Annotated in this window: 15 protein-coding genes; 10 read left to right on the top strand and 5 right to left on the bottom strand. The window is 67.8% G+C overall.

The window, feature by feature from the left end; translation table 11 throughout:
- Positions 1-5 precede the first annotated feature (5 nt).
- Positions 6-506, bottom strand: a complete 501-nt coding sequence (locus MBR110_RS24040; RefSeq protein WP_045578308.1) for a molybdopterin-dependent oxidoreductase — start codon at positions 504-506, stop codon at positions 6-8.
- 48 nt (positions 507-554) lie between these two features.
- Positions 555-1,430, bottom strand: a complete 876-nt coding sequence (locus MBR110_RS24045) for a response regulator (RefSeq protein ID WP_181709375.1) — start codon at positions 1,428-1,430, stop codon at positions 555-557.
- Positions 1,431-2,068: 638 nt separating this feature from the next.
- Between MBR110_RS24045 and MBR110_RS24050 the strand changes: the two genes are divergently transcribed.
- The 4 genes from MBR110_RS24050 (at position 2,069) to MBR110_RS24065 (ending at position 9,898) form a co-directional block, all read left to right on the top strand.
- Complete coding sequence (locus MBR110_RS24050) at positions 2,069-5,134, top strand: ATP-binding protein (RefSeq protein ID WP_034193695.1); 3,066 nt, start codon at positions 2,069-2,071, stop codon at positions 5,132-5,134.
- 116 nt (positions 5,135-5,250) lie between these two features.
- Positions 5,251-5,439 (top strand): hypothetical protein, encoded by a 189-nt coding sequence (locus MBR110_RS24055; RefSeq protein ID WP_085954502.1) that lies wholly within the window; start codon positions 5,251-5,253, stop codon positions 5,437-5,439.
- 334 nt (positions 5,440-5,773) lie between these two features.
- Positions 5,774-6,448 carry a response regulator gene (locus MBR110_RS24060; protein WP_059460421.1) on the top strand — a complete coding sequence of 225 codons (675 nt, stop codon included), beginning with the start codon at positions 5,774-5,776 and terminating at the stop codon, positions 6,446-6,448.
- A gap of 93 nt (positions 6,449-6,541) precedes the next feature.
- Positions 6,542-9,898, top strand: a complete 3,357-nt coding sequence (locus MBR110_RS24065; RefSeq protein WP_014724360.1) for an ATP-binding protein — start codon at positions 6,542-6,544, stop codon at positions 9,896-9,898.
- A gap of 54 nt (positions 9,899-9,952) precedes the next feature.
- Here MBR110_RS24065 and MBR110_RS24070 read toward each other — a convergent pair whose 3' ends face one another.
- The gene (locus tag MBR110_RS24070) at positions 9,953-10,969 is read right to left on the bottom strand and encodes a 1-aminocyclopropane-1-carboxylate deaminase (RefSeq protein WP_011881270.1); all 1,017 of its coding nucleotides are present in this window, start codon (positions 10,967-10,969) and stop codon (positions 9,953-9,955) included.
- A gap of 188 nt (positions 10,970-11,157) precedes the next feature.
- Between MBR110_RS24070 and MBR110_RS24075 the strand changes: the two genes are divergently transcribed.
- The 4 genes from MBR110_RS24075 (at position 11,158) to MBR110_RS24090 (ending at position 15,236) form a co-directional block, all read left to right on the top strand.
- Positions 11,158-11,658, top strand: a complete 501-nt coding sequence (locus MBR110_RS24075) for an Lrp/AsnC family transcriptional regulator (protein WP_011881271.1) — start codon at positions 11,158-11,160, stop codon at positions 11,656-11,658.
- Positions 11,659-12,024: 366 nt separating this feature from the next.
- Positions 12,025-13,746: a ubiquinone-dependent pyruvate dehydrogenase gene (gene poxB / locus MBR110_RS24080; protein WP_059462838.1), complete on the top strand. Its 1,722-nt coding sequence runs from the start codon at positions 12,025-12,027 to the stop codon at positions 13,744-13,746.
- Between the two features lie 437 nt (positions 13,747-14,183).
- Positions 14,184-14,537, top strand: a complete 354-nt coding sequence (locus tag MBR110_RS24085) for a hypothetical protein (protein WP_155632553.1) — start codon at positions 14,184-14,186, stop codon at positions 14,535-14,537.
- A 132-nt stretch (positions 14,538-14,669) separates the two neighbouring features.
- Positions 14,670-15,236 carry a hypothetical protein gene (locus tag MBR110_RS24090; protein ID WP_181709376.1) on the top strand — a complete coding sequence of 189 codons (567 nt, stop codon included), beginning with the start codon at positions 14,670-14,672 and terminating at the stop codon, positions 15,234-15,236.
- Between the two features lie 30 nt (positions 15,237-15,266).
- Here the strand turns inward: MBR110_RS24090 and MBR110_RS24095 are convergent, their stop codons facing one another.
- On the bottom strand, positions 15,267-16,142 hold the full coding sequence (locus MBR110_RS24095; RefSeq protein ID WP_011881275.1) for a LysR family transcriptional regulator: 876 nt from the start codon (positions 16,140-16,142) through the stop codon (positions 15,267-15,269).
- Between the two features lie 158 nt (positions 16,143-16,300).
- Here MBR110_RS24095 and MBR110_RS24100 point away from each other — a divergent pair, with 158 nt between their 5' ends.
- Together MBR110_RS24100 and MBR110_RS24105 are read left to right on the top strand one after the other, a co-directional pair.
- Positions 16,301-17,620 (top strand): DUF3422 family protein, encoded by a 1,320-nt coding sequence (locus MBR110_RS24100; protein ID WP_041494256.1) that lies wholly within the window; start codon positions 16,301-16,303, stop codon positions 17,618-17,620.
- A 30-nt stretch (positions 17,621-17,650) separates the two neighbouring features.
- Complete coding sequence (locus MBR110_RS24105) at positions 17,651-17,851, top strand: hypothetical protein (RefSeq protein WP_034193691.1); 201 nt, start codon at positions 17,651-17,653, stop codon at positions 17,849-17,851.
- A gap of 40 nt (positions 17,852-17,891) precedes the next feature.
- Here the strand turns inward: MBR110_RS24105 and MBR110_RS24110 are convergent, their stop codons facing one another.
- Positions 17,892-18,776 (bottom strand): helix-turn-helix transcriptional regulator, encoded by an 885-nt coding sequence (locus MBR110_RS24110; RefSeq protein ID WP_060122910.1) that lies wholly within the window; start codon positions 18,774-18,776, stop codon positions 17,892-17,894.
- Positions 18,777-19,020 lie beyond the last annotated feature (244 nt).

Consider the following 19,020-nt stretch of genomic DNA (forward strand, 5'->3'; position numbering starts at 1 on the left):
TGCGCTTACTTCACGGTCAGGCCGATGATCTGCCATGCGAACTTCGCTTCGCCGAGCGGCGTCTTGAGCTCGTCCGGATAGTCGTCGCGCGGGTACATGATCCACAACGGGCCGTAGTTGTCGTTGCCGAGCACCTTGCCGTTCATCGTGCGCGCGAGGATCACGCCGTACTTGTCGGCGTCCGACACGGGAATCGTGAACGTGTATTCGTCGATGCAGCGGAACTCGATCTGCGTGCCGTGCGCATCGACCGTCTTCAGCACGTCGGACAGGCGCGGGCCGGTGAACGACGCCTTCGGCGTCCAGCTCGTCGACGTGACGATCGTGTACTGCGGCAGCGCCATCAGCGCCTGCTCGGAGAACACGTAGGTGGTCTTGCCGGGCTGGTTGCTGCGGCCGATGTCGCCGTCGACGGTGAACGTAAACGACGCGGCCCAGCACGCGACGGACATGCCGAGCAGGCCGGCCGTGAGCAGGGTCTTCATCCAGAGGGTCGAAATTCGCATGGCTGTTCCTTGGGGCGGGTTCGCGTGAGGGCCGGCTTGCGCCGGATGTCAGTTCGCGGGCGCGGCGGCGGCCGCCAGCGTGATCTTCAGTTCGCGCGCCACTTCGGCGAACAGGATCGGCAGGCGCACCGGCTTCTCCTCGCAGCGCGCGTTGTAGTGCGACACGATGTGCGCGATCTCGTCCTCGCTCGCTTCGCCGGTGGAGATCTTGCCCGTCAGCAGGAAGATCGGCGCGTCGCCGTTCTCGCTCGAGCGAATGCCGCGCACGAGCTCGGCGGCGGTCTGGTCGCCGAGCATCCAGTCGAGGATGTACGCGTCGAAATCCTCGACTTCCAGCGCTTTGCGAAACGATGCGCCGTCGTGGTACGGAATCGCGTTGACGCCCTTTTCGAGGAAGTACTCGCACACCGTCTCGGCCACGTCCACCGAATCGTCGACCACGGCGATGCGCGCCGCATAGACGTTCGGCTGGCTCGAGCGCAGCTCGATGACGTCGACCGGATAGGTGCGGCCTTCGCGCGCGTGCTCGCGTTCGGTGACGATCCATTCGCCCTGCCATTGCAGCGCGACGAAATCGGTGTCGATCTGGCTGCTCGCCTTCGCAGAGATCGCGGCGCGGCAGCGAAAGCGGCGCGACGCGATCACGAGCGTCGCATCGACCATCTCGGCGGCGGCCGGCTGCGTGCCCTTGTCGTCGAGCAGGATCGCGGGCGGCACGCCGAAGTGCGTCGCGATGTCCTGCAGCTGCGACAGGTTCCACGGGATCAGCCCTTTCATCTTGCGCGTGACGACCGAGAAGCTGAGGCCCAGCACGTTGGCGATCGTCGTGTTGTGGCTGCGCGGCGGAACACCGTTGCGCGTCAGCAGATCGCGCACCTTGGTTGCGGTGATGAGATCGACGTTGACCTGCTCGCTATTGGACATCTCGAAGGGGTCTCCTGCGGTTGAGCGACCGAGAGCATATTCAAAAGTGACGTGATATGCAAACTTTTAATTCGAGATACGCCTTGACATGCCATTTATCTCGATTATTATTGCCCACCGCGTCACTATTGTTTGTTGCGTCAGGTTTGGAGTCCGAATGTCGACCAATCGACACGGCGAAGCCGGCGTTGCGCAGGTGACAAAACAATCCGAAGAGAGCCTGAGAGAGCCTGAGAAAAGCTGGGACTGCGTGTCGGCGTGGGTGAATTGTATTCGCCCCGCCGCGCGCACACCCGCTGCGCGCGCGCCACAGGCCTCGTGCGCCGGCGTGCGCTTCGCAGTGCGCATTCTTCGCCGACGTTCACGGTGACGCGCAGCGACGCGCGTGCGCGCGCGATTCGACCACGCGATCGGTCCCGTCCGATCCGCCCCACCGGCGACTTGACGACGAAATATCGTTCAAGTTCAAAACGAACGTTCGAACGAGTCGTACGTGTACTAAAAGGATAATCCGCGACGGATTTCCGCGTCGTCATTTGGCATGATCGGCATTCGTCATCCGAATCTATCCGTCGACATGCCGGGCGCGGCCGCCGTTGCGCCGCGAGTCCGCCGCCCGGGCGTCGTCACGTCGCGCCATGCAAAACAGCACGCTCCAGTTCATTCGCCGCTATCAGAGCATTTCGATGTTCGGCGGCGGCATCGTCGTCACGATCCTGATCCTGATCGCCTGCGGGCTCGGCATCTCGTCGATCGTGTACGGCTATCTGGACGCCGAGCGGCGCAATTTCCTGAACGGCGTCGACGAGACCGCCGAGGAGCTGCAGGTCGCCGAAACCGCATTCGTCAACGACGTGATGAATGCGCAGCTGATCTGGAGCGAGACGGCGCCGGCGCCTGCCGATGTCGTCGACACTTTTTTCACACACGGCCAGGAACTCGCGGTCACACCGTATCAATCGCTCGTGGTCGGCGTGCCCGGCCAGACCGCGCAGCGTGACGAGGTCGCGCGCTATCTGGCGCTGTCGTTCATGCTGCCGCACCTGTGCGCGACGAGTGCGGACAATCGCGCATGCACGGTCGAGGGCTATCACTACAGTACGCGTACCGGCGTATTCGGCATCGTGCCGCGCCCGGCGCGCGACCACCCGGCGCTCGCGACCGCGCGCACGCGCGCGCAATTGCTCGCGGCGCTGCACGTCGATTTCGACGGGCCGATGCCCGCGCAGAGCGATGGCCGGCCGAGCGTGCGCTGGCTGCCGCCTTATGTCGACCCCGTGACGGGCCGCTCGCGCATCCGCATCGCCGCCCAGGCCCGCGCGGGCGGCGGCGCGTTCGCGGTGCTCGTCACCGAATACGCACCGGAGTACCTGCTGTCGTGGCTGCCGGATCGCGGCCTGGCCGGCCGGTTCTTCGTGGCGTCGGCGGACAACCGGCTCATCGCGATCGACCCGGCCGTCGAGCACACCGGCGCGCTGAACGCGCGCCTGCTCGCGCTCGACGTCGCCCGCGGCGACGAGTCGCTCGGCGAGCCGCTGTTTCGCAGCGGCTCGATCGTATTTCGCAGCCGGCTCGCGACGACCGGCTGGACCGTCGCGTACGTGCTGTCGTGGGGCGACGTCGTCCTGGGCGTCGGCGTGCAGGCCGCGGTGCTCGCCGCGGCGACGCTCGTGACGATCGCCGTGATGTGGCTGCTGCTCGTACGCTTTCACCGGCGCGTGCTCGCGCCGGTTTACGCGCGCTCCGCGCGCGTATTCGACAGCGAAGCGCTGTGCCGCAGCGTGATCGCGATGGCGCCGGTCGGCATCGGCCTCGTGTCGTTGTCCGACCGGCGCGTGATGCTCGCGAGCGACGCGCTCGTGCAGATGCTGCTGCCGCACGGCGGCGATCACCACGCGCTGTCGGCCCGCGTGCTCGAGCGATACGACGCGTTCGTCGCCGACGGCGGGCGCGGCCGCACGCTGGTGACGGAGCTCGCGGTCGACGCTCACGGCGATGCGCCGCTGCATCTGGAAATCATCGCGCACGCGGCGCGCTATCAGGGCGAGGACGTGCTGATTGCCGTATTCACCGACACGACCGCCCAGCGCCGGCTCGTGCAGCAACTGGAGGAAGCGGTGCGCGCGGCGGATTCTGCGAACGCGGCGAAGTCGTCGTTCCTCGCGGCGACGAGCCACGAGATCCGCACGCCGCTGAACGTGATCCTCGGCAACCTGGAGCTGCTCGAGCGCACCGCGCTCGACGCGTCGCAGCAGAGCCGCGTGCGCACGCTGCGCGCGTCGGCCGAGGGGCTGCTCGCGATCGTCAGCGACATCCTCGATTTTTCGAAGATCGAGGCCGGCGCGATGTCGGTCGAGTCGATCGAGTTCGAATTGATCGCGGTGATCGAGCAGCAGCTCGCCGCGTTCGCGCCGATCGCGAAGGCGAAAGGGCTGCCGCTGTTCGTCGAGATCGACGCGAGCGTCGAGCAGCGCATGCGCGGCGACCCGACGCGGCTCGCCCAAGTGCTCGGCAACCTGCTGAGCAATGCGATCAAGTTCACGAGCGAAGGCCATATCGCCGCGCGCGTCGCAGTGTGGCCCGATGCGCGCGGCGTGCCCGAGGTCGAACTGAGCGTCGAGGACACCGGCATCGGCATCGAGCCCACGCAACGCGCGCGTTTGTTCAAGCCGTTCTCGCAGGTCGACGCATCGATCACGCGCCGCTACGGCGGCACGGGGCTCGGGCTGGCGCTGTGCGATCGGCTGGTGACGGCGATGGGCGGCACGTTGTCGGTCGACAGCACGCCGCAGGTGGGCAGCGTCTTCAGCGTTCATCTGCCGCTGCAGGCCGACATCGCGCCGACACGCCCGCTCGACGCGAGCCGCGGCCACGTGGTGCTCGTCGTGTCGCAGGACGAGGCCTGGCGCAAGTTCGCGTCCGCGCATCTGCGCGCATGGGGTTTCGATGTCGCGGTACACGCGAGCCCGGTCGGGATCGCGGCCGAGCTCGTCGCGCGCGCTCGTGCGCTGGTGCTCGTCGGCGATGCCGACCGATGGCGGCGCGACGAACTGGACCGGGCCGGGCACGACACGCCGATCGTGCTGGCAACGCCCGATGGCCCGCTGCAACCGGATGTCGCTGGTCGCACGATTCGCGTATCGAGCTACTCGGTGAACGGGCTGCGCATGGCGCTTGAGCGCACGCTGAGGGCCGGCGGCGAGTCGCCGCATGCGCCGATTGCCGATCCGCACGCGGCTGCGACGGCGCCAGCGGAGTCGTTGCCGCGCGTGCTGGTCGCCGACGATGCCGCGATCAACGGCTCGATTTTCCTCGAGCAGCTGGCTGTGCTCGGCAGTCCGTTCGACTGCGTGTCGTCCGGCGCGGCCGCGCTCGACATGCTCGCGCGCGGCGACTGGGACGTGCTGCTGATCGCCGCGGAGCTTCCCGACATGCTCGCTCGGGAGCTGGTGGAAGCCGTCCATGCGCGCGCGCTGCCGTGCGACGTGATCGTCGTCGCGTCCCATCTGGGCCCCGACGACGCCAGGCTTTATGCCGCGGTGAAGGTGGACTGCGTATTGACGAAGCCGGTGATGCTCGCCGATCTGCGCCGCAGTCTGACGCGGATCGCACGCCGGCGCGGGATCGGTGTGCTGGTGGGCGCAATGAACGAGCGTTGTGTGGTTGGTAAGGCGCGGGCAACCGCGGATATGTCGGGAAGATAAGAAACCGACGCGTCACGGCGGCACAGACCGTCGGCGTCGATCATCGAAGGCAGACACGCCGCGTCGTGCGGGTGCGGTGTGATTTCGACTGAAGGAAGGGTACGGCCGTGCGCTATATGGGAAAGGTGTTCGGGCTGCTGCTTGCGTTCGCGACGTTGCCGGAGAAGTCCCGTCGGGATTTCCTGACCAGGCTGAACGAATTCATGATGATGTCGCCGGCGCAGCGGCGGCGCGTCATTGCCGAGTGGCAGCACGCCGCGGGCGAACGAGCGGGGCAGCCGGACGAGCCGGTGTCCGGACATTAGCGACTGCTGGCGATCGTGTCGCGCAGCACGTTGGATCGACGGCGTCGTCGGCGCCGCCGATCGGTTTTGCGCGAGCGTCGAGCGGCGGCGGATCGTGGCGCAACGCCCTGCGCGGTCATCTCGCCTCGCGACGGGTTCGTGTGGCGATCCTCGCTGCGGCAGGCCGCGAGGTGCGGTTGGCGCAAAGCGCGGCGCACCCGTTATTTTAGAATTGGACCGCGCGCCGCTCGGTTCGCCGAAGGCCGTAACACGAACCGTGTTGCGGAATCGATTCGAATTGCGACGCATTGTGCGACATCGCAGGTCGAGCGCCTGTATCGGGAGAAGAACGCAGATGGATGAATTTTTTGTGCGAGTGTTGGTGGCGGACGATCATCCGGCGTCAGCACTCGGGATGTCCCAGGCGCTCACTGGGAGCAGCACGATCCGGTTGCTCGGCACTGTCTCGAATTCGACCGATCTGGTGGAAATGCTCGACGCGCAGCAGGCCGACGTGCTGGTCGTCGACTATGTGATGCCGGGCGGCAAGTACGGCGATGGGCTCGTGTTGCTGTCGTTTCTGCAACGGCGCTATCCGGCGCTGCATCTCGTGACGATCACGATGATCGACAACCCGAGCGTGCTGCATGCGATTCAACGGCAGGGCGTCGGCTGCATCCTCAGCAAGTCCGACGCGATTTCGCATCTGGTGGGCGCGGTGCATGCGGCTTACGTCGGCGCGAACTATGTGTCTCCCGTCGTCAAGCAATTGCTGACCTGCACCGAAGCGCCGACCGGCGCGCGGACGCTGACGGCGCGCGAGATCGAGGTCGTGCGGTTGTACGGGGCCGGGCTGACGGTGGGTGAGATTGCCGTCCAGCTGCATCGCAGCAAGCAGACGATCAGCTCGCAGAAGTCGAGCGCGATGAAGAAGCTCGGCATCGTGCGCGACGCGGACCTGATTCGCTATGCGAGCGAACGCGAGCTTCCGGATGCGGGCGGTGCGGATGCACCCGTAAGCGATGCGTAGTCGCCGCATGCGTGCTGCGACGATGCCGATTCGGCGGCGCATCCCGGCCGGTGGTTTCGGCTTCGGCTTCCGGTTCAGCGTAAAGGAGCGCCCATGCCAGCCGAGCTGAAGCGCATCGCGAGTCAGGTCGCGAATGCGGGGCGCAAGCCGTTCGAGCCCGGCCGCGCGCGTCGCTACCAGCAGTTGCTGCTGTACGGCGGCGGCTTCGCGGTGACGCTGTTCATCCTGATGTGCGCGCTGCTCGTCACGCGGCTCGACGTGCAGGACTATCGCGCGCAGGCCCGTTTGACGTTCCTTTATCGCAAGGCGCAATTCTCCCGCACGCTGGAGATGGCCGACATGGTGCTCGCGACCTATGGCGGCAGGATCGAGCAGCTGTGGAATCAGGGCGCGCGGCCGTCTGCCGATGCGCTCGCGCAATTCTCTGCTGCCGGCGGCGTGCTGGGTGCGAGCAACGGCGACGGCAGCGAGACGCTGCTCGCGCTCGCGCGGCTCACGCCGGATCGTCCCGCACCATCGTATGCGCGCTATCTCGGCGCGCTGTTCGGGCTGGTGCGGCAGGACGATCGATCCGGGCACGTGCTGCCGCCGGCGCTCGTGTCCGGCGGCGAACCGCTCGGTGGCTATCTGATCGGGCTCGATGCGCCGTTTCTGGCCGTGCTCGGCACCGAACTCGTGCCGCGCGCGCACACGCTCGAGCCCGGCACCGACCTGCACACGCTGATCGACGGGCTGATGCCGACCGGCATCGCACGGCAGAAGACGCTGATGCAGAGCCGTCCGTTCGTGTTCGATCGACGCCTCGATCCGCTGTCGGGCCGGGTCGTCATGCGCTTCGCGCGCCGGCTCGACGATGCGGCCGGCCGGCCGTTCGGCTGGCTGGTGATCAACGGCTTGCATCGTGTCGACGACGTGATGGCGCCGCGTTCCGACGACGAAGACGTTGCGATCGTCGACGCGCGCCATGACATCGTGTTCGGACGCGAGCGCGACCGGTCGATGATCGAGCGCGCGTTGCACGACGCGCGCGCGCCGCTCGGCGATCACGTCGCGGTGCGGCGCGTCGGCGCGCGCTTCGTCGTCTACGATCGCCTGCCGGGCACAGGCCTCGTGATGATGACGAGCTTCTCGTGGCGCAGCATGGTGCGGGAGATGCGTGTCGGCTTGGGCATCACGTTCGGCGCGGCGCTGCTCGGGATCGTGCTGCTGTGGTCGGCGATCGTGCTGTTCGATCGTCGCGCGCTGCGCCCCGCGCATCGGCGTGCGATCCGCCTGATCGAGAGCGAGGCGTTCAACCGCACGCTGGCCCGTCATGCGCCCGCGGGTTTGTTGCTGCTGTCGGCGGCGGACGGCGAGACGATGGTGCACAACGACGCGGTGCGCGCGTACGACGGCGGCGCGGGCGGCCAGCGGCTCGGCAAGCGCATCTGGCAGGCGTACCTTGAGCGCGCGGCGGCCAGCGACGGCAGGCTCGACGTGATGCAGCACGAACTGGCGGTCGAGCAAGCGGACCACGGCAAGGTTTATCTGGCATTGCAGGTCGTACGGACGATGTTCCACGGCGTCGACGTGCTGCTGTGCACGCTGACCGACGTCACCGCGCGCAAGCTGACCGAAGACAAGCTGAAGGAGGCGCGCACCGCGGCCGAGGATGCGAACAAGGCGAAATCGACGTTCCTCGCGACGATGAGCCACGAGATCCGCACGCCGCTGAACGCGATCGTCGGCAATCTCGAATTGATGGCGCGCGCGCAATTGCCGTTGGCGGAACGGCGACGGTTGCAGACGGTGATGTCGTCGTCGGATGCGTTGCTGCACACCATCAACGACGTACTCGACCTGTCGAAGGCGGAGTCGAACCAGATGGCACTCGAAGCCGTTCCGTTCGATTTGCGCGCGGTGCTGCACGAAGTTGCGGCGATTTTTCGTGCGCTCGCGGACGCGAAGCATCTGCGGCTCGAATGCGTGATCGCGGCCGGGCTCGGCGACGGGTACGTCGGCGATCCGGCCCGCGTGCGGCAAATCGTTTCGAATCTCGTCAGCAACGCGATCAAGTTCACCGAGCATGGCAGCGTGACTGTCGAAGCGCAGCCGGCAGCCGTGCCGCGGCGCGGTGTGGAAATCGTGGTGCGCGATACGGGCATCGGCATCGAGCCGGACAGCATGCCGACGTTGTTCGACGTCTATGTGCAGACCGATGCGTCGATTTACCGGCGCTTCGGCGGCACGGGGCTCGGGTTGCCGCTGTGCCGGCGTCTCGCACGGCTGATGGGCGGCGACGTGACGGTCGAAAGCCGGCCGGGGGCGGGCGCCGTGTTTACGGCATCGCTGCCGCTGGCCGATGCGCCGTTGCGGGGGCGCGCAGCGGTCGATGCGAGGGCGGGCGGCGCGAAGAGGGGCGAGGCTGAGGTAACTGAGGCTGAGGTAACGGGAGCCGACGCGGCTCGGGTCGACGGAACTGGAGCCGATGGAACTGGGGCCACGGGAACGGAAGCTGAGGCGGCTGACGCCAAGGCAACCGGGACCGAGGCACCCGGAGCCAGCGGAACAGAAGCCAACAGAACCGGACCCGACGCAATGGCGGCCGCAACGAGGGCCGCTGCCATACGTATGAATGCAACGAGCCGCCCCGCGGCGACTCCCAAACCGACAGAAACCCATACCCCCACGTCGGCGCTCTCACCCGCGCAGCCCCCGGCACCAGAGAGCAGCGCCGACGGCGAAACGCCGCTGCGCGTGCTCGTCGCGGAAGATCATCCGGCGAGCCGCGCCTTGCTGCGCGACCAACTCGACGCGCTGCACTGCGATGCGACGCTGGTATCGAACGGCATCGAAGCGATGCGCGCGTTTTTCGCGCAGCCGTTCGACGTGGTGCTGACCGATCTTGGCATGCCCGAACTCGACGGCTTCGCGCTCGCGAATTGCCTGCGCGAACAGGGTGCAAAGGTGCCGGTGATCGCGATGACCGCGCATGCCACGGACGAAGACCGTCGCCGCTGCGCGCAGGCCGGTGCGGTGGAAGTGGTGCTCAAGCCGCTGTCGATCGATGCGCTCGACGCGGTGCTGACGCGGCACGCGAGGCGCGCTGCGGCGGCCCGGTCGTCTACGGGCGATTCTGCCGATTCGGGCGACCGGCCGATACCGCCGATGACCGACGAGATCCGCGAGAATTTGCGGACCGCGACGCTGCTGTCTCTGGCATTGATCGACGACGCGCTGCCGCGCGGAGACGTCGAGCGCATCCGCGTGGAGCTGCATTCGATGCGCGGCGGTTTCGCGCTGGCCGGCGATATCGTCGCTGGCGCCGCTTGCGCGCATGCCGAGCGGATCTTCTCGCAGGGCCGAACCGCCGCGCTGCGGGCGGCATGGCCGGCGTGCCGCGCGGCCATCGAGCGGTCGGCCGAACGTCTGCGTGCAGCCGGCTCGGGAGCAGGGAGCGAGCCCGCGTGAAGCAAGCGGGGCGCGACGTGTCGGCGGCTCGCGACACGACGCGCCTCGCACCGCTCAGCCGTCGCGAAAGATCTCCGCGTAGGCGCTCAGCGCGGGCACTCCGCCGAGATGCGCATACAGCACCTTCGATCCCGGCTCGAATTCTCCGCGACGCACCATGTCGATCATCCCGTGCATCGATTTGCCTTCGTAGACGGGGTCCGTCAACACGCCTTCCAGACGCGCGCACAGCCGGATCGCCTCCAGCGTGCCGTCGTTCGGCAACCCGTACTCGGGGCCCGCGTAGCGCGTGTCGAGCACGACGTCCGCGTCTGCGATCGGCCGGCCGAGTTCGACCAGTTCGGCCGTATGCCGCGCGATGCGGGTGATCTGCTCGCGCGTGCGCTCGGGCGTTGCCGATGCGTCGATGCCGATCACGCGATCCGCGCGTCCGTCGGCCGCGAAGCCGACCACCATCCCCGCCTGCGTGCTGCCGGTCACCGAGCACACCACGACGTAATCGAACCGGAAGCCGAGCTGCGCCTCCTGTTCGCGCACCTCCTCTGCGAAGCCGACGAAGCCGAGCCCGCCGAGCGGATGCTCGGAGCAGCCGGCCGGAATCGGATAGGGCTTGCCGCCGGCCTGCCGGACGCTTTCCATCGCATCTTCCCAGCTGCGGCGAATGCCGATGTCGAAGCCGTCGGCGACGAGCCGCACGTCGGCGCCCATCATGCGCGACAACTGGATGTTGCCGACGCGATCGTAGACCGGATCGTCGTAGTTGACCCAGTGCTCCTGCACGAGCACGCACTTCATCCCGAGATGCGCGGCGACGGCCGCGACCTGGCGCGTTTGATTCGACTGCACGCCGCCGATCGACACGAGCGTGTCGGCGCCTTGCGCGAGTGCATCGGGGATCAGGTATTCGAGCTTGCGCGTCTTGTTGCCGCCGAACGCGAGACCGCTGTTGCAGTCCTCGCGCTTTGCATACAGCTCGACCTTGCCGCCGAGGTGCGCGCTCAGGCGCTTGAGCGGCTGGATCGGCGTCGGGCCGAACGTGAGCGGGTAGCGGGGAAAACGTTGCAGGTTCATCGACGGGCTCCGAAGGACGGTGGGCGGAAGCGCGGAGGCGTGATGCGTGTCGTGCCGCGCGCTGATCGAAAAATGATAGGCAAGAGCGCGAGAAATGAGCTTGCGAAGTAAATGGGCGTTGGCCTACGTTATCGTTCAAACTGCAATGCGTGGAGCAATTCTGATTCGTAAAAACGCCAGGAGGCGCAATGAAATTAACTCGTGGTCGCGCGTCGCCCGTCGATGCCGCGCCGGCGCTCGATCGCATCGACCGCGCGATCCTCAAGCAACTGCAGCAGGACGCGTCGATCTCGAACGTGCGCCTCGCCGCGCGCGTGAAGCTGAGCGCGCCGGCGTGCCTGCGGCGCGTGGAGCGGCTCAAGGAGATGGGGTTGATCCGCGGCATCGTTGCGTTGCTCGACCCGAAGCCGCTCGGCGCCGGGATGCTGGTCGTGATCGGTTTCGTGCTCGACCGCTCGACGCCCGAAGCGTTCGCCGCGTTCGAGAAGGCTGCGCAGAAGGTGTCGGGATGCGTCGAATGTCACGTGGTGACGGGCGAATTCGACTACTTCATGCTGGTCCGCACGCGCGACAACGAGAGCTTCAATCGGCTGCATGCGGAGCAACTGCTGTATCTGCCCGGCGTGCGCCAGGTGCGCTCGTTCATGGTGCTCAAGGAAATTCTGTCGACGCACGCGCTGCCGATATAGCGGCGCGTGACGTTCGCCGCGCGGTGCGAATGCCGCCCGCATCCGCCCGCCGCGACAGCGACAGCGACGGAACGACCATCGTGCGCCAGGACCGCTCGTCCATCGTGCTCAAGGAAATCCTGTCGACGCACGCGTTGCCGATATAGCGCGGCGTGGCTTCCGCCGCGCAACGCTAACGCCGTCCGCGCCCGGCCGCCGCGACAGCGCCGCATGGCCCGTCATCACGCCGCCGCCGCATGCCGGCGGCCCGCACGCACCGTCACGACGCGTAATTGGGCGTTCGCGTATGCTCGACCCGGCGGCGGCCGGTGCCGCCGCGAGCCGGATCATTCATTCGTGCGACGACCATCAACGAGCGAGGGCACCATGGCTGGACAAACAATGGCGGAATACCTGGCGAAGACGCTGGCGGCAGCGGGCGTCGAGCGCATCTGGGGCGTGACGGGCGACAGCCTGAACGGGCTGTCGTTCAGCCTCGCCCAGATGGGCTCGATCCGCTGGATGCACACGCGGCACGAGGAAAGCGCGGCATTCGCGGCCGGCGCGGACGCCGCGTCGAGCGGACGTCTCGCCGTGTGCGCCGGCAGCTGCGGGCCGGGCAACCTGCACCTGATCAACGGCCTGTACGATTGCCATCGCAACCACCAGCCGGTGCTCGCGATCGCGGCGCACATTCCGTCGACCGAGATCGGCCTCGGCTACTTCCAGGAGACGCACCCGCAGGAGTTGTTCCGCGAGTGCAGCCATTTCGCGGAACTCGTAACCAACGCGTCGCAGTTTCCGCGCGTGCTCGCGCGCGCGATGCGCACCGCGATCGAGGAGCGCGGCGTCGCGGTGATCGTGCTGCCGGGCGACATTGCGCTCGGCGACGGCCCGCAGGAGCCGCCATCGTGGAGCGTATCGGCGCCGCCGTCGATCCTCCCCGCGGACGCCGATCTCGACCGGCTCGCGGCGCTGCTCAACGAATCGGACGCGGTGACGCTGCTCTGCGGCAGCGGCACGCAGGGCGCGCACGACGAGGTGGTCGCGCTCGCCGACATGCTCGGCGCGCCGGTCGTGCATGCGCTGCGCGGCAAGCAGTTCGTCGAATGGGACAACCCGTTCGACGTCGGGATGACGGGGCTGATCGGCTTCAGCTCCGGCTATCACGCGATGGAGTCGTGCGACACGCTGCTGATGCTCGGCACCGACTTTCCGTATCGGCCGTTCTATCCGGCCCACGCGAAGATTGCGCAGATCGACTGGAAGGGCTCGCAGCTCGGCCACCGCGCCCCGCTCGCGCTCGGGCTCGTCGGCACCGTGAAGGAGACGATCGCGGCGTTGCTGCCGCGCCTCACGCGCAAGACGCAGCGGCACTTCCTGGAGAACGCGCTGAAGCACTACGCGGCCGCCCGCAAGAGCCTCGACGATCTCGCCGTGCCGGAGCCGCCGGGCCGCGCGATCCATCCGCAGTATCTGACGAAGCTCGTCGACGAAATCGCTGCGGAGGACGCGATCTTCACGGCCGACGTCGGCACGCCGACGCTATGGGCCGCGCGCTACCTGACGATGAACGGCAAGCGGCAGCTGCACGGGTCGTTCAATCACGGCTCGATGGCCAACGCGATGCCGCAGGCGCTCGGCGCACAGGGCGCGCACCCGGGGCGGCAGGTGGTGTCGCTGTCCGGCGATGGCGGGCTGTCGATGCTGCTCGGCGATCTGCTGACCGCGCGCCAGCTCAATCTGCCGATCAAGGTCGTCGTGTACAACAACAGCCTGCTCGGCTTCGTGTCGATGGAGTTGAAGGCCGCCGGCTATCTCGACACCAACGTCGATCTGAGCGCGACCGATTTCGCGGCGATCGCGAAAGGCGCGGGCATCTTCAGCGTGCGCGTCGAGCATTCGGAGAACGTCGCTCAAGCGCTGCGCAGCGCGTTCGAGCACGACGGGCCGGCGCTCGTCGACGTCGTCACGTCGAAGTACGAGCTCGCGATGCCGCCGAAGATCGAACTCGCGCATGCAAAGGGCTTCAGCCTGTTCATGCTGCGCGCGATCCTGAGCGGTCGCGGCGACGAGATCGTGGAACTCGCGCGGACCAATTTGCGCTGAGGGGTCGGGCGGGGGCGCGGCGGGGCGCGATAGATGCGACGGATGCGCGCCCGGCGGGCGGCCGACGCTGCGCGCCACGCCCAGGTCAGCCCGGCCCAGCCCGGCCCAGCCCGGCCCAGCCCGGCTCAGCCCAGCCAAGCCAAGCCAAGCCAAGCCAAGCCAAGCCAAGCCAAGCCAAGCCAAGCCAGCTAAGCGAGCCGAGCCGAGCCGAGCCGAGCAAGCCGCGCTGGCACGGTCGGTTCGTCTGTGCGTTCGGGCGCGATTTTGACGGCCGGTGAGTCGGCGTTCCGTTGAAGCGCTACGGCCGGCGCACTGATTGCGCGTCGACGCCCGCCGCCCATCGACATCGGCGTACCGTTTTTTGCACCGCAGTGCCGTTTTTTTGCACGGTGTTTATGCGCGGGCCTATAAGCTCCAGACGTATTCAATCGACGGAGATGCCTTCGACCCGCGCCATGACCCCCATTCTTCCCGTCCCACCTCCGCCGGTGTTTAGCTTCGTTCGCCATCCACTGCTTGCTGCAGTGCCGTGGCGTTCACGTCGCCGCGCGCCTGCGCAGTTGCCGATCACGCTGAGCGCCGATGCGGCGCGGCTGCATTCGCCGCTCGGCGCGTATGTCGTCGGCGCGACCGCCGGGCGCGACGCGATCCGCGTGCAGCTCGAGATCGCGCCGGAAGATCTGGACTTCACGCTGCACATGCTGATGGCGCAGCAGACCGACGCGATCATCGGTCCGCTCGTCCGACCCGTGGACCGCGTGGGCCCCCCGGACCGCACGGAACAAGCCTAGCCGCCCCGGGAACGCCGATTGCTGGTTGGATCCGCCACCTTTTTGCCGATCGCCGTGCCCTTGCACGGCCGGCCGAGGTGGACGATTGTGCGTCGCGTCGTACGCGGCGCTGGCCCTGGACACGGAGGATGCATGTACCTCACAGAAGAAGTGCACACCGCGCGCTCGGCAAGCCGTCGCGTGCGCGCGGTGACGCTGCCGTCGGGCACACAGCTGGCCCGGCAGTTGCTGATGACGGTGCGCGCGGCAGACGTGCTGCTGCGTCAGGCGATCCGGTTGCCGGATCGTCATCAATGGTCGGTCGACCTCGAGCGCGTCGACGCGGCCGGCGGCCCGCTGGCCGCGTGGGATTCGCACGTGACCTTCCGGATCGCGAAGGTGTTCGCGCCGACGGTCGATGCGCAGACGCGCGCCGACGATCCCGAGCAGGTTGCGGCCGAAATCCGCCTGTCTCTTCCGGAGCAGGCGTATCTGGGTGACGAGCGCGTCGGCATCTTCGGCCGGCGGCACGGCAACCGGTTCGGCGCGACGCTGTCGGTGACGGCGGGCTCCCAGTGGGGCGGCCGACGCCACGAATACGTTCCACCGGCCGCGCGGCACGTGCACGGCGACACGCTGGAAGCGCTCGTCGACGCGGTGGCCGGCATCGTCAACGCGGCGCACGCCGTGGCCGGCCAGCCGTGCCCGCGCGAGTCGTGACGACCGGCGCGGCGCGCGCCTGACCGACGTTCAGGCGTCGCCGGCCTGGCCGGTTTGCCGCTGCAGGTCTTCCATCAGTTGTTCGGCGAGAAAGTCGCACGGCGGCCGTTTCGACTTCGTGCTGCGCGCGAGTATCAGCTCGAGCGGCGGCAGGTCAGGCAGCCCGTGCGAGCGGCCGAGCATCGACAACTGCGCGGGGATCGCGCAGCGCGCGAGCGGCGCGACCGCGAGGCCGGCTTCCACCATACTGAGCAGCCCGAGCAGGCTCGGGCTTTCGTACGACGTGCGAAACGGCAGCTTCGCGCGTTCGAGGCTGCGGATCGCGTTCTCGCGCGCCACGCTGCCCGGCATGAACACCGCGATCGGCAACGGCCGCTCCTCCCACACGCGCGGCCCGTTCGTCATCGCGGCCCACGCCATCGGCTCGTGGCGGATGAAGTCGCCCGACAGCCCCTTGATGCGCGTGCCGCACACCAGATCGACGGTGCCGTCTTTCAGCAGCGGCGCAAGCGCGCTGCTCGGCAGCCCGATCACCTGGATCTCGACCTTCGGATAGGTCGCCGAAAACTTCTTCAGCACCGACGGCAGCAGCGACGACGCATAGTCGTCCGGCACGCCGATCACGACCTTGCCCGTCACCTCCGGCCGCACCACGGCCGCCCACGCTTCGTCGCGCAACGCCAGCATGCGCCTCGCGAATCCCAGCAGCACCTCGCCCTCGCGCGTCAGCACGATGCTGCGCGGCTTGCGCACGAACAGCGGCCGGCCGATCGCTTCCTCGAGGCTCTTGATCTGCATGCTCACGGCCGATTGCGAGCGGTTCACCGCTTCGGCGGCGCGGGTCATGTTGCCGGTTTCCGCAACGGCGACGACCGTGGCCAGAACCTCGTGATCGAGCATCTTCATCGGTATCAGGAAAGCTGAACGTAACGATCAGCATTATGCGTTTTTATTGTCGCAGCGTGTCTGCCATAGTGAAAACACGCCGGCCGTATCGCCCGATGCGGCGCGGCGATCGCGGGCCTGCCGGCACGCCGCGTCGAACCGAACAGAGTGGTGTATCGATGATGGATCATCCGTTGCGCGCCGCACTGGCCGCTGAATTGCATGCGCGGCCGTTCCTGCGGATCGCCGAAGCCGTGTCGCTCACGCACTACGCGATCTACGCGGACGGCCAGCCCGACATCCACGAAACGCTGCTGCACGCGCTGTGCCGCGATACCGGCCTCGACGCGCCGCACGAAGGTGCGACCCACCATGCGGTGCAGTCGCCGTGCGGCTGGTACGTGAAGTGGGAGCGTCACACCGAATTCTCGACCTTCACGTTCGTCGCGCCACGCCGCGACACCGGCTATTTCGACGATCTCGCCATCGAAGGCGTTCCGCCTGCATGGTTCGCGCGGCTCGCGGGCATCCGCTTCGTCGCGGTGCGCATGGAGCTGCTGTCGGGCGATGCCGCGCGGCTCGTGCGCGGCGAGCTGCGCCGCTGGATCGACGGGCCGGCGCTGGTCGGCAGCAGCGTGCTCGGCGGCGGCAAGGTGTTCTGCGACTGGCACGTGCGCGACGACGGCTTCATGCGCCTGCTCGTGATCGACGAGGATTTCCGCGAGGAGCAGGGCGGCCGTCTGCTGCAGCGCCTCTACGAAATCGAGACGTACCGGATGATGGCGCTGCTCGCGCTGCCGGTCGCGCGGCGCATGAGCCGCGAGCTCGATGACATCCATACGGCGCTGCATGCGCTGATGCAGCGCATGGACGCCGGTGGCGCCGACGGCGACGACGCCGCGCTGCTCGTGAAGCTCACGCATCTCGCGGTGCGGGTCGAGGCGCTGTCCGGATCGGGCGCGCGCTTCAGCGCGTCGCGCGCGTACGAGAAGCTCGTGCTGGCGCGCATTCACGAGTTGCGCGAGGAGCGCATCGAAGGGATGCCGACGATCGCCGAATTCATGGAACGGCGCTTCGCGCCGGCGATGGAAACCTGCCGCAGCGTGTGGGCGCGTCACGAGCAGATCGCGGCGCGCATCGCGCGCGCGGTCGACCTGCTGCGCACGCGCGTGAACTTGGCGCAGGAACAGGACGTCACGCGCCTGCTCGTCGGCATGGAGCGCACCGCGCGCAACCAGCTTCATCTGCAGCACGCGGTCGAAGGGCTGTCGGTGGCCGCGATCTCGTATTACGTGCTGTCGCTCGCCACCGCGGCGTTCAAGGCGTTGCACGTGATGAACCTGCCGGTCGATCCCGAGCTGGCGGAAGGTCTGCTGATCGCACCGGTCGTGTTCGCGGTGATTCACGTCACGCGACGCACGCGCGCCCAGCTCGCGCGCGCCGAAACCGCGCATGACGGCGTAGCCGCGCATGCGCCGGTGTTGAAACGGGCGAGCTAGAACACCAACGACATATCAAAAGGAGTGGAGATGACTTTTACGCAATCGCAAACCGGCAACGTCGCAGGTCGTCACGCATTCGACGCGCCGCCGCAGTACGACGCCGACGCATCGCAAGAGGTACGCGCGACCTCGTACCATGCGGTGCTGCAGGAGCCGATGACGTCGCTCGTCGGCGGCACGGTCGATCGGCCGGAGGTCGCGGCGGTCGCGATTCTCGGCTACAACTGAAGCGGCTTCGGCGATAGGGCGCGCGCGTCGCTCGCACCGATCATTCGCCCCGCGCGGGCGGTACGTCGTCCGCCTCTCGCGCGGCGCGGCGGGACGCCGGCGCGGCGGCTCCCCATGCGGCGAGCTCGCGCTTGGTTCGCACGCTCAGCTTCGCGAACGCGCGCTTCACGTACGACTCGGCCGTCGCCACACGCACGCCGAGGATGTCGGCCGTCTCCGGCACGGTCTTGCCCGAGAGCAGATGCTTGCAGGTTTCGTATTCGCGCTTCGACAGCTTCACGCCGTCGGCGGCGAGCCGCGCGTCGAACTGCGCGAGCGGATGCAGGTCGGCGGCCGGATGCGCGATACGGCGCGCGGCGGTGGTCGACGCATGCAGTTCGAGCAGCGGAAACAGCACGTCGCTGATGCTGCGAAAGCGGTTCATCTCGGCGAGCGTGAACGGCGGGCGGTCGCGACCGCGTTCGAGCGCGATCGAATGCTGCGCGTAGCGCGTGCCGCGCGCGAGCACGCATTCGTGGCCGATACGCACGTCGTCGAACAGCCGCTGACGGAATTCGCCGGGCGGGATCGCCGCGATGTCGCGCACGACCAGCATCGTGCCGGTCTTGCCGCGCAGCCCGGCGAACAGCGGGTCGCTGTCGAGAAAGCGCTCGTAGTAGAGCGTCATCACGTCGGAGATTTCTGCGGTCGCGGTGCCGATGCCGCTGCTGCCGATCCATTCGCAGCGGTAACCGGTCGGCATCGCGCCGTCGACGCGCGAGCGTTCGACGTGCGCGACGTCGAGCGGCACGACGTCGTTCAGCAGCCGCGTGAGGCGCGGCACGAAATGCGGCGTGCCGACCGTCTCGATCAGCTCGCCCAGCGCCTTGAACGACACGTCGAAGCGGTCGTCGTCGCGGTGGCAGGCGTTCATGTCGAGCGGCATGCGGGTCTCTCGGTAGGAAGCGGGCGCGATTGTAGCGGTTGCGGCGTCGGGCGTCATCACGGGGAACCACGGGGCGGCGGGCGATGGCTCCGCGCGTCGGACGACGCGTTCCGGCGGCCGTGAAGGCCGGCGTAACGGGCAGTGTAAAGGAGCGGCGGCGTCCGCGCGTTGTCGAGCGCGGCGCGTGGGCTTTAGTCGATCCAGTTAGTCGATGACGACGTGCTGCCGTACCGGCCGATAACCG

This window comes from Burkholderia sp. MBR-1, from assembly GCF_013822785.1.
Lineage (GTDB): Bacteria > Pseudomonadota > Gammaproteobacteria > Burkholderiales > Burkholderiaceae > Burkholderia > Burkholderia vietnamiensis.

What these genes read in the sequence shown, in the direction of transcription:
- MBR110_RS24050 (WP_034193695.1), top strand. Translation starts at nt 2,069, where the DNA reads ATGCAAAACAGCACGCTCCAGTTCATTCGCCGCTATCAGAGCATTTCG.
- MBR110_RS24110 (WP_060122910.1), bottom strand. Translation starts at nt 18,776, where the DNA reads ATGCCGCTCGACATGAACGCCTGCCACCGCGACGACGACCGCTTCGAC.
- poxB (WP_059462838.1), top strand. Translation starts at nt 12,025, where the DNA reads ATGGCTGGACAAACAATGGCGGAATACCTGGCGAAGACGCTGGCGGCA.
- MBR110_RS24040 (WP_045578308.1), bottom strand. Translation starts at nt 506, where the DNA reads ATGCGAATTTCGACCCTCTGGATGAAGACCCTGCTCACGGCCGGCCTG.
- MBR110_RS24090 (WP_181709376.1), top strand. Translation starts at nt 14,670, where the DNA reads ATGTACCTCACAGAAGAAGTGCACACCGCGCGCTCGGCAAGCCGTCGC.
- MBR110_RS24085 (WP_155632553.1), top strand. Translation starts at nt 14,184, where the DNA reads ATGCCTTCGACCCGCGCCATGACCCCCATTCTTCCCGTCCCACCTCCG.
- MBR110_RS24070 (WP_011881270.1), bottom strand. Translation starts at nt 10,969, where the DNA reads ATGAACCTGCAACGTTTTCCCCGCTACCCGCTCACGTTCGGCCCGACG.
- MBR110_RS24045 (WP_181709375.1), bottom strand. Translation starts at nt 1,430, where the DNA reads ATGTCCAATAGCGAGCAGGTCAACGTCGATCTCATCACCGCAACCAAG.
- MBR110_RS24095 (WP_011881275.1), bottom strand. Translation starts at nt 16,142, where the DNA reads ATGAAGATGCTCGATCACGAGGTTCTGGCCACGGTCGTCGCCGTTGCG.
- MBR110_RS24065 (WP_014724360.1), top strand. Translation starts at nt 6,542, where the DNA reads ATGCCAGCCGAGCTGAAGCGCATCGCGAGTCAGGTCGCGAATGCGGGG.
- MBR110_RS24055 (WP_085954502.1), top strand. Translation starts at nt 5,251, where the DNA reads ATGGGAAAGGTGTTCGGGCTGCTGCTTGCGTTCGCGACGTTGCCGGAG.
- MBR110_RS24100 (WP_041494256.1), top strand. Translation starts at nt 16,301, where the DNA reads ATGATGGATCATCCGTTGCGCGCCGCACTGGCCGCTGAATTGCATGCG.
- MBR110_RS24105 (WP_034193691.1), top strand. Translation starts at nt 17,651, where the DNA reads ATGACTTTTACGCAATCGCAAACCGGCAACGTCGCAGGTCGTCACGCA.
- MBR110_RS24075 (WP_011881271.1), top strand. Translation starts at nt 11,158, where the DNA reads ATGAAATTAACTCGTGGTCGCGCGTCGCCCGTCGATGCCGCGCCGGCG.
- MBR110_RS24060 (WP_059460421.1), top strand. Translation starts at nt 5,774, where the DNA reads ATGGATGAATTTTTTGTGCGAGTGTTGGTGGCGGACGATCATCCGGCG.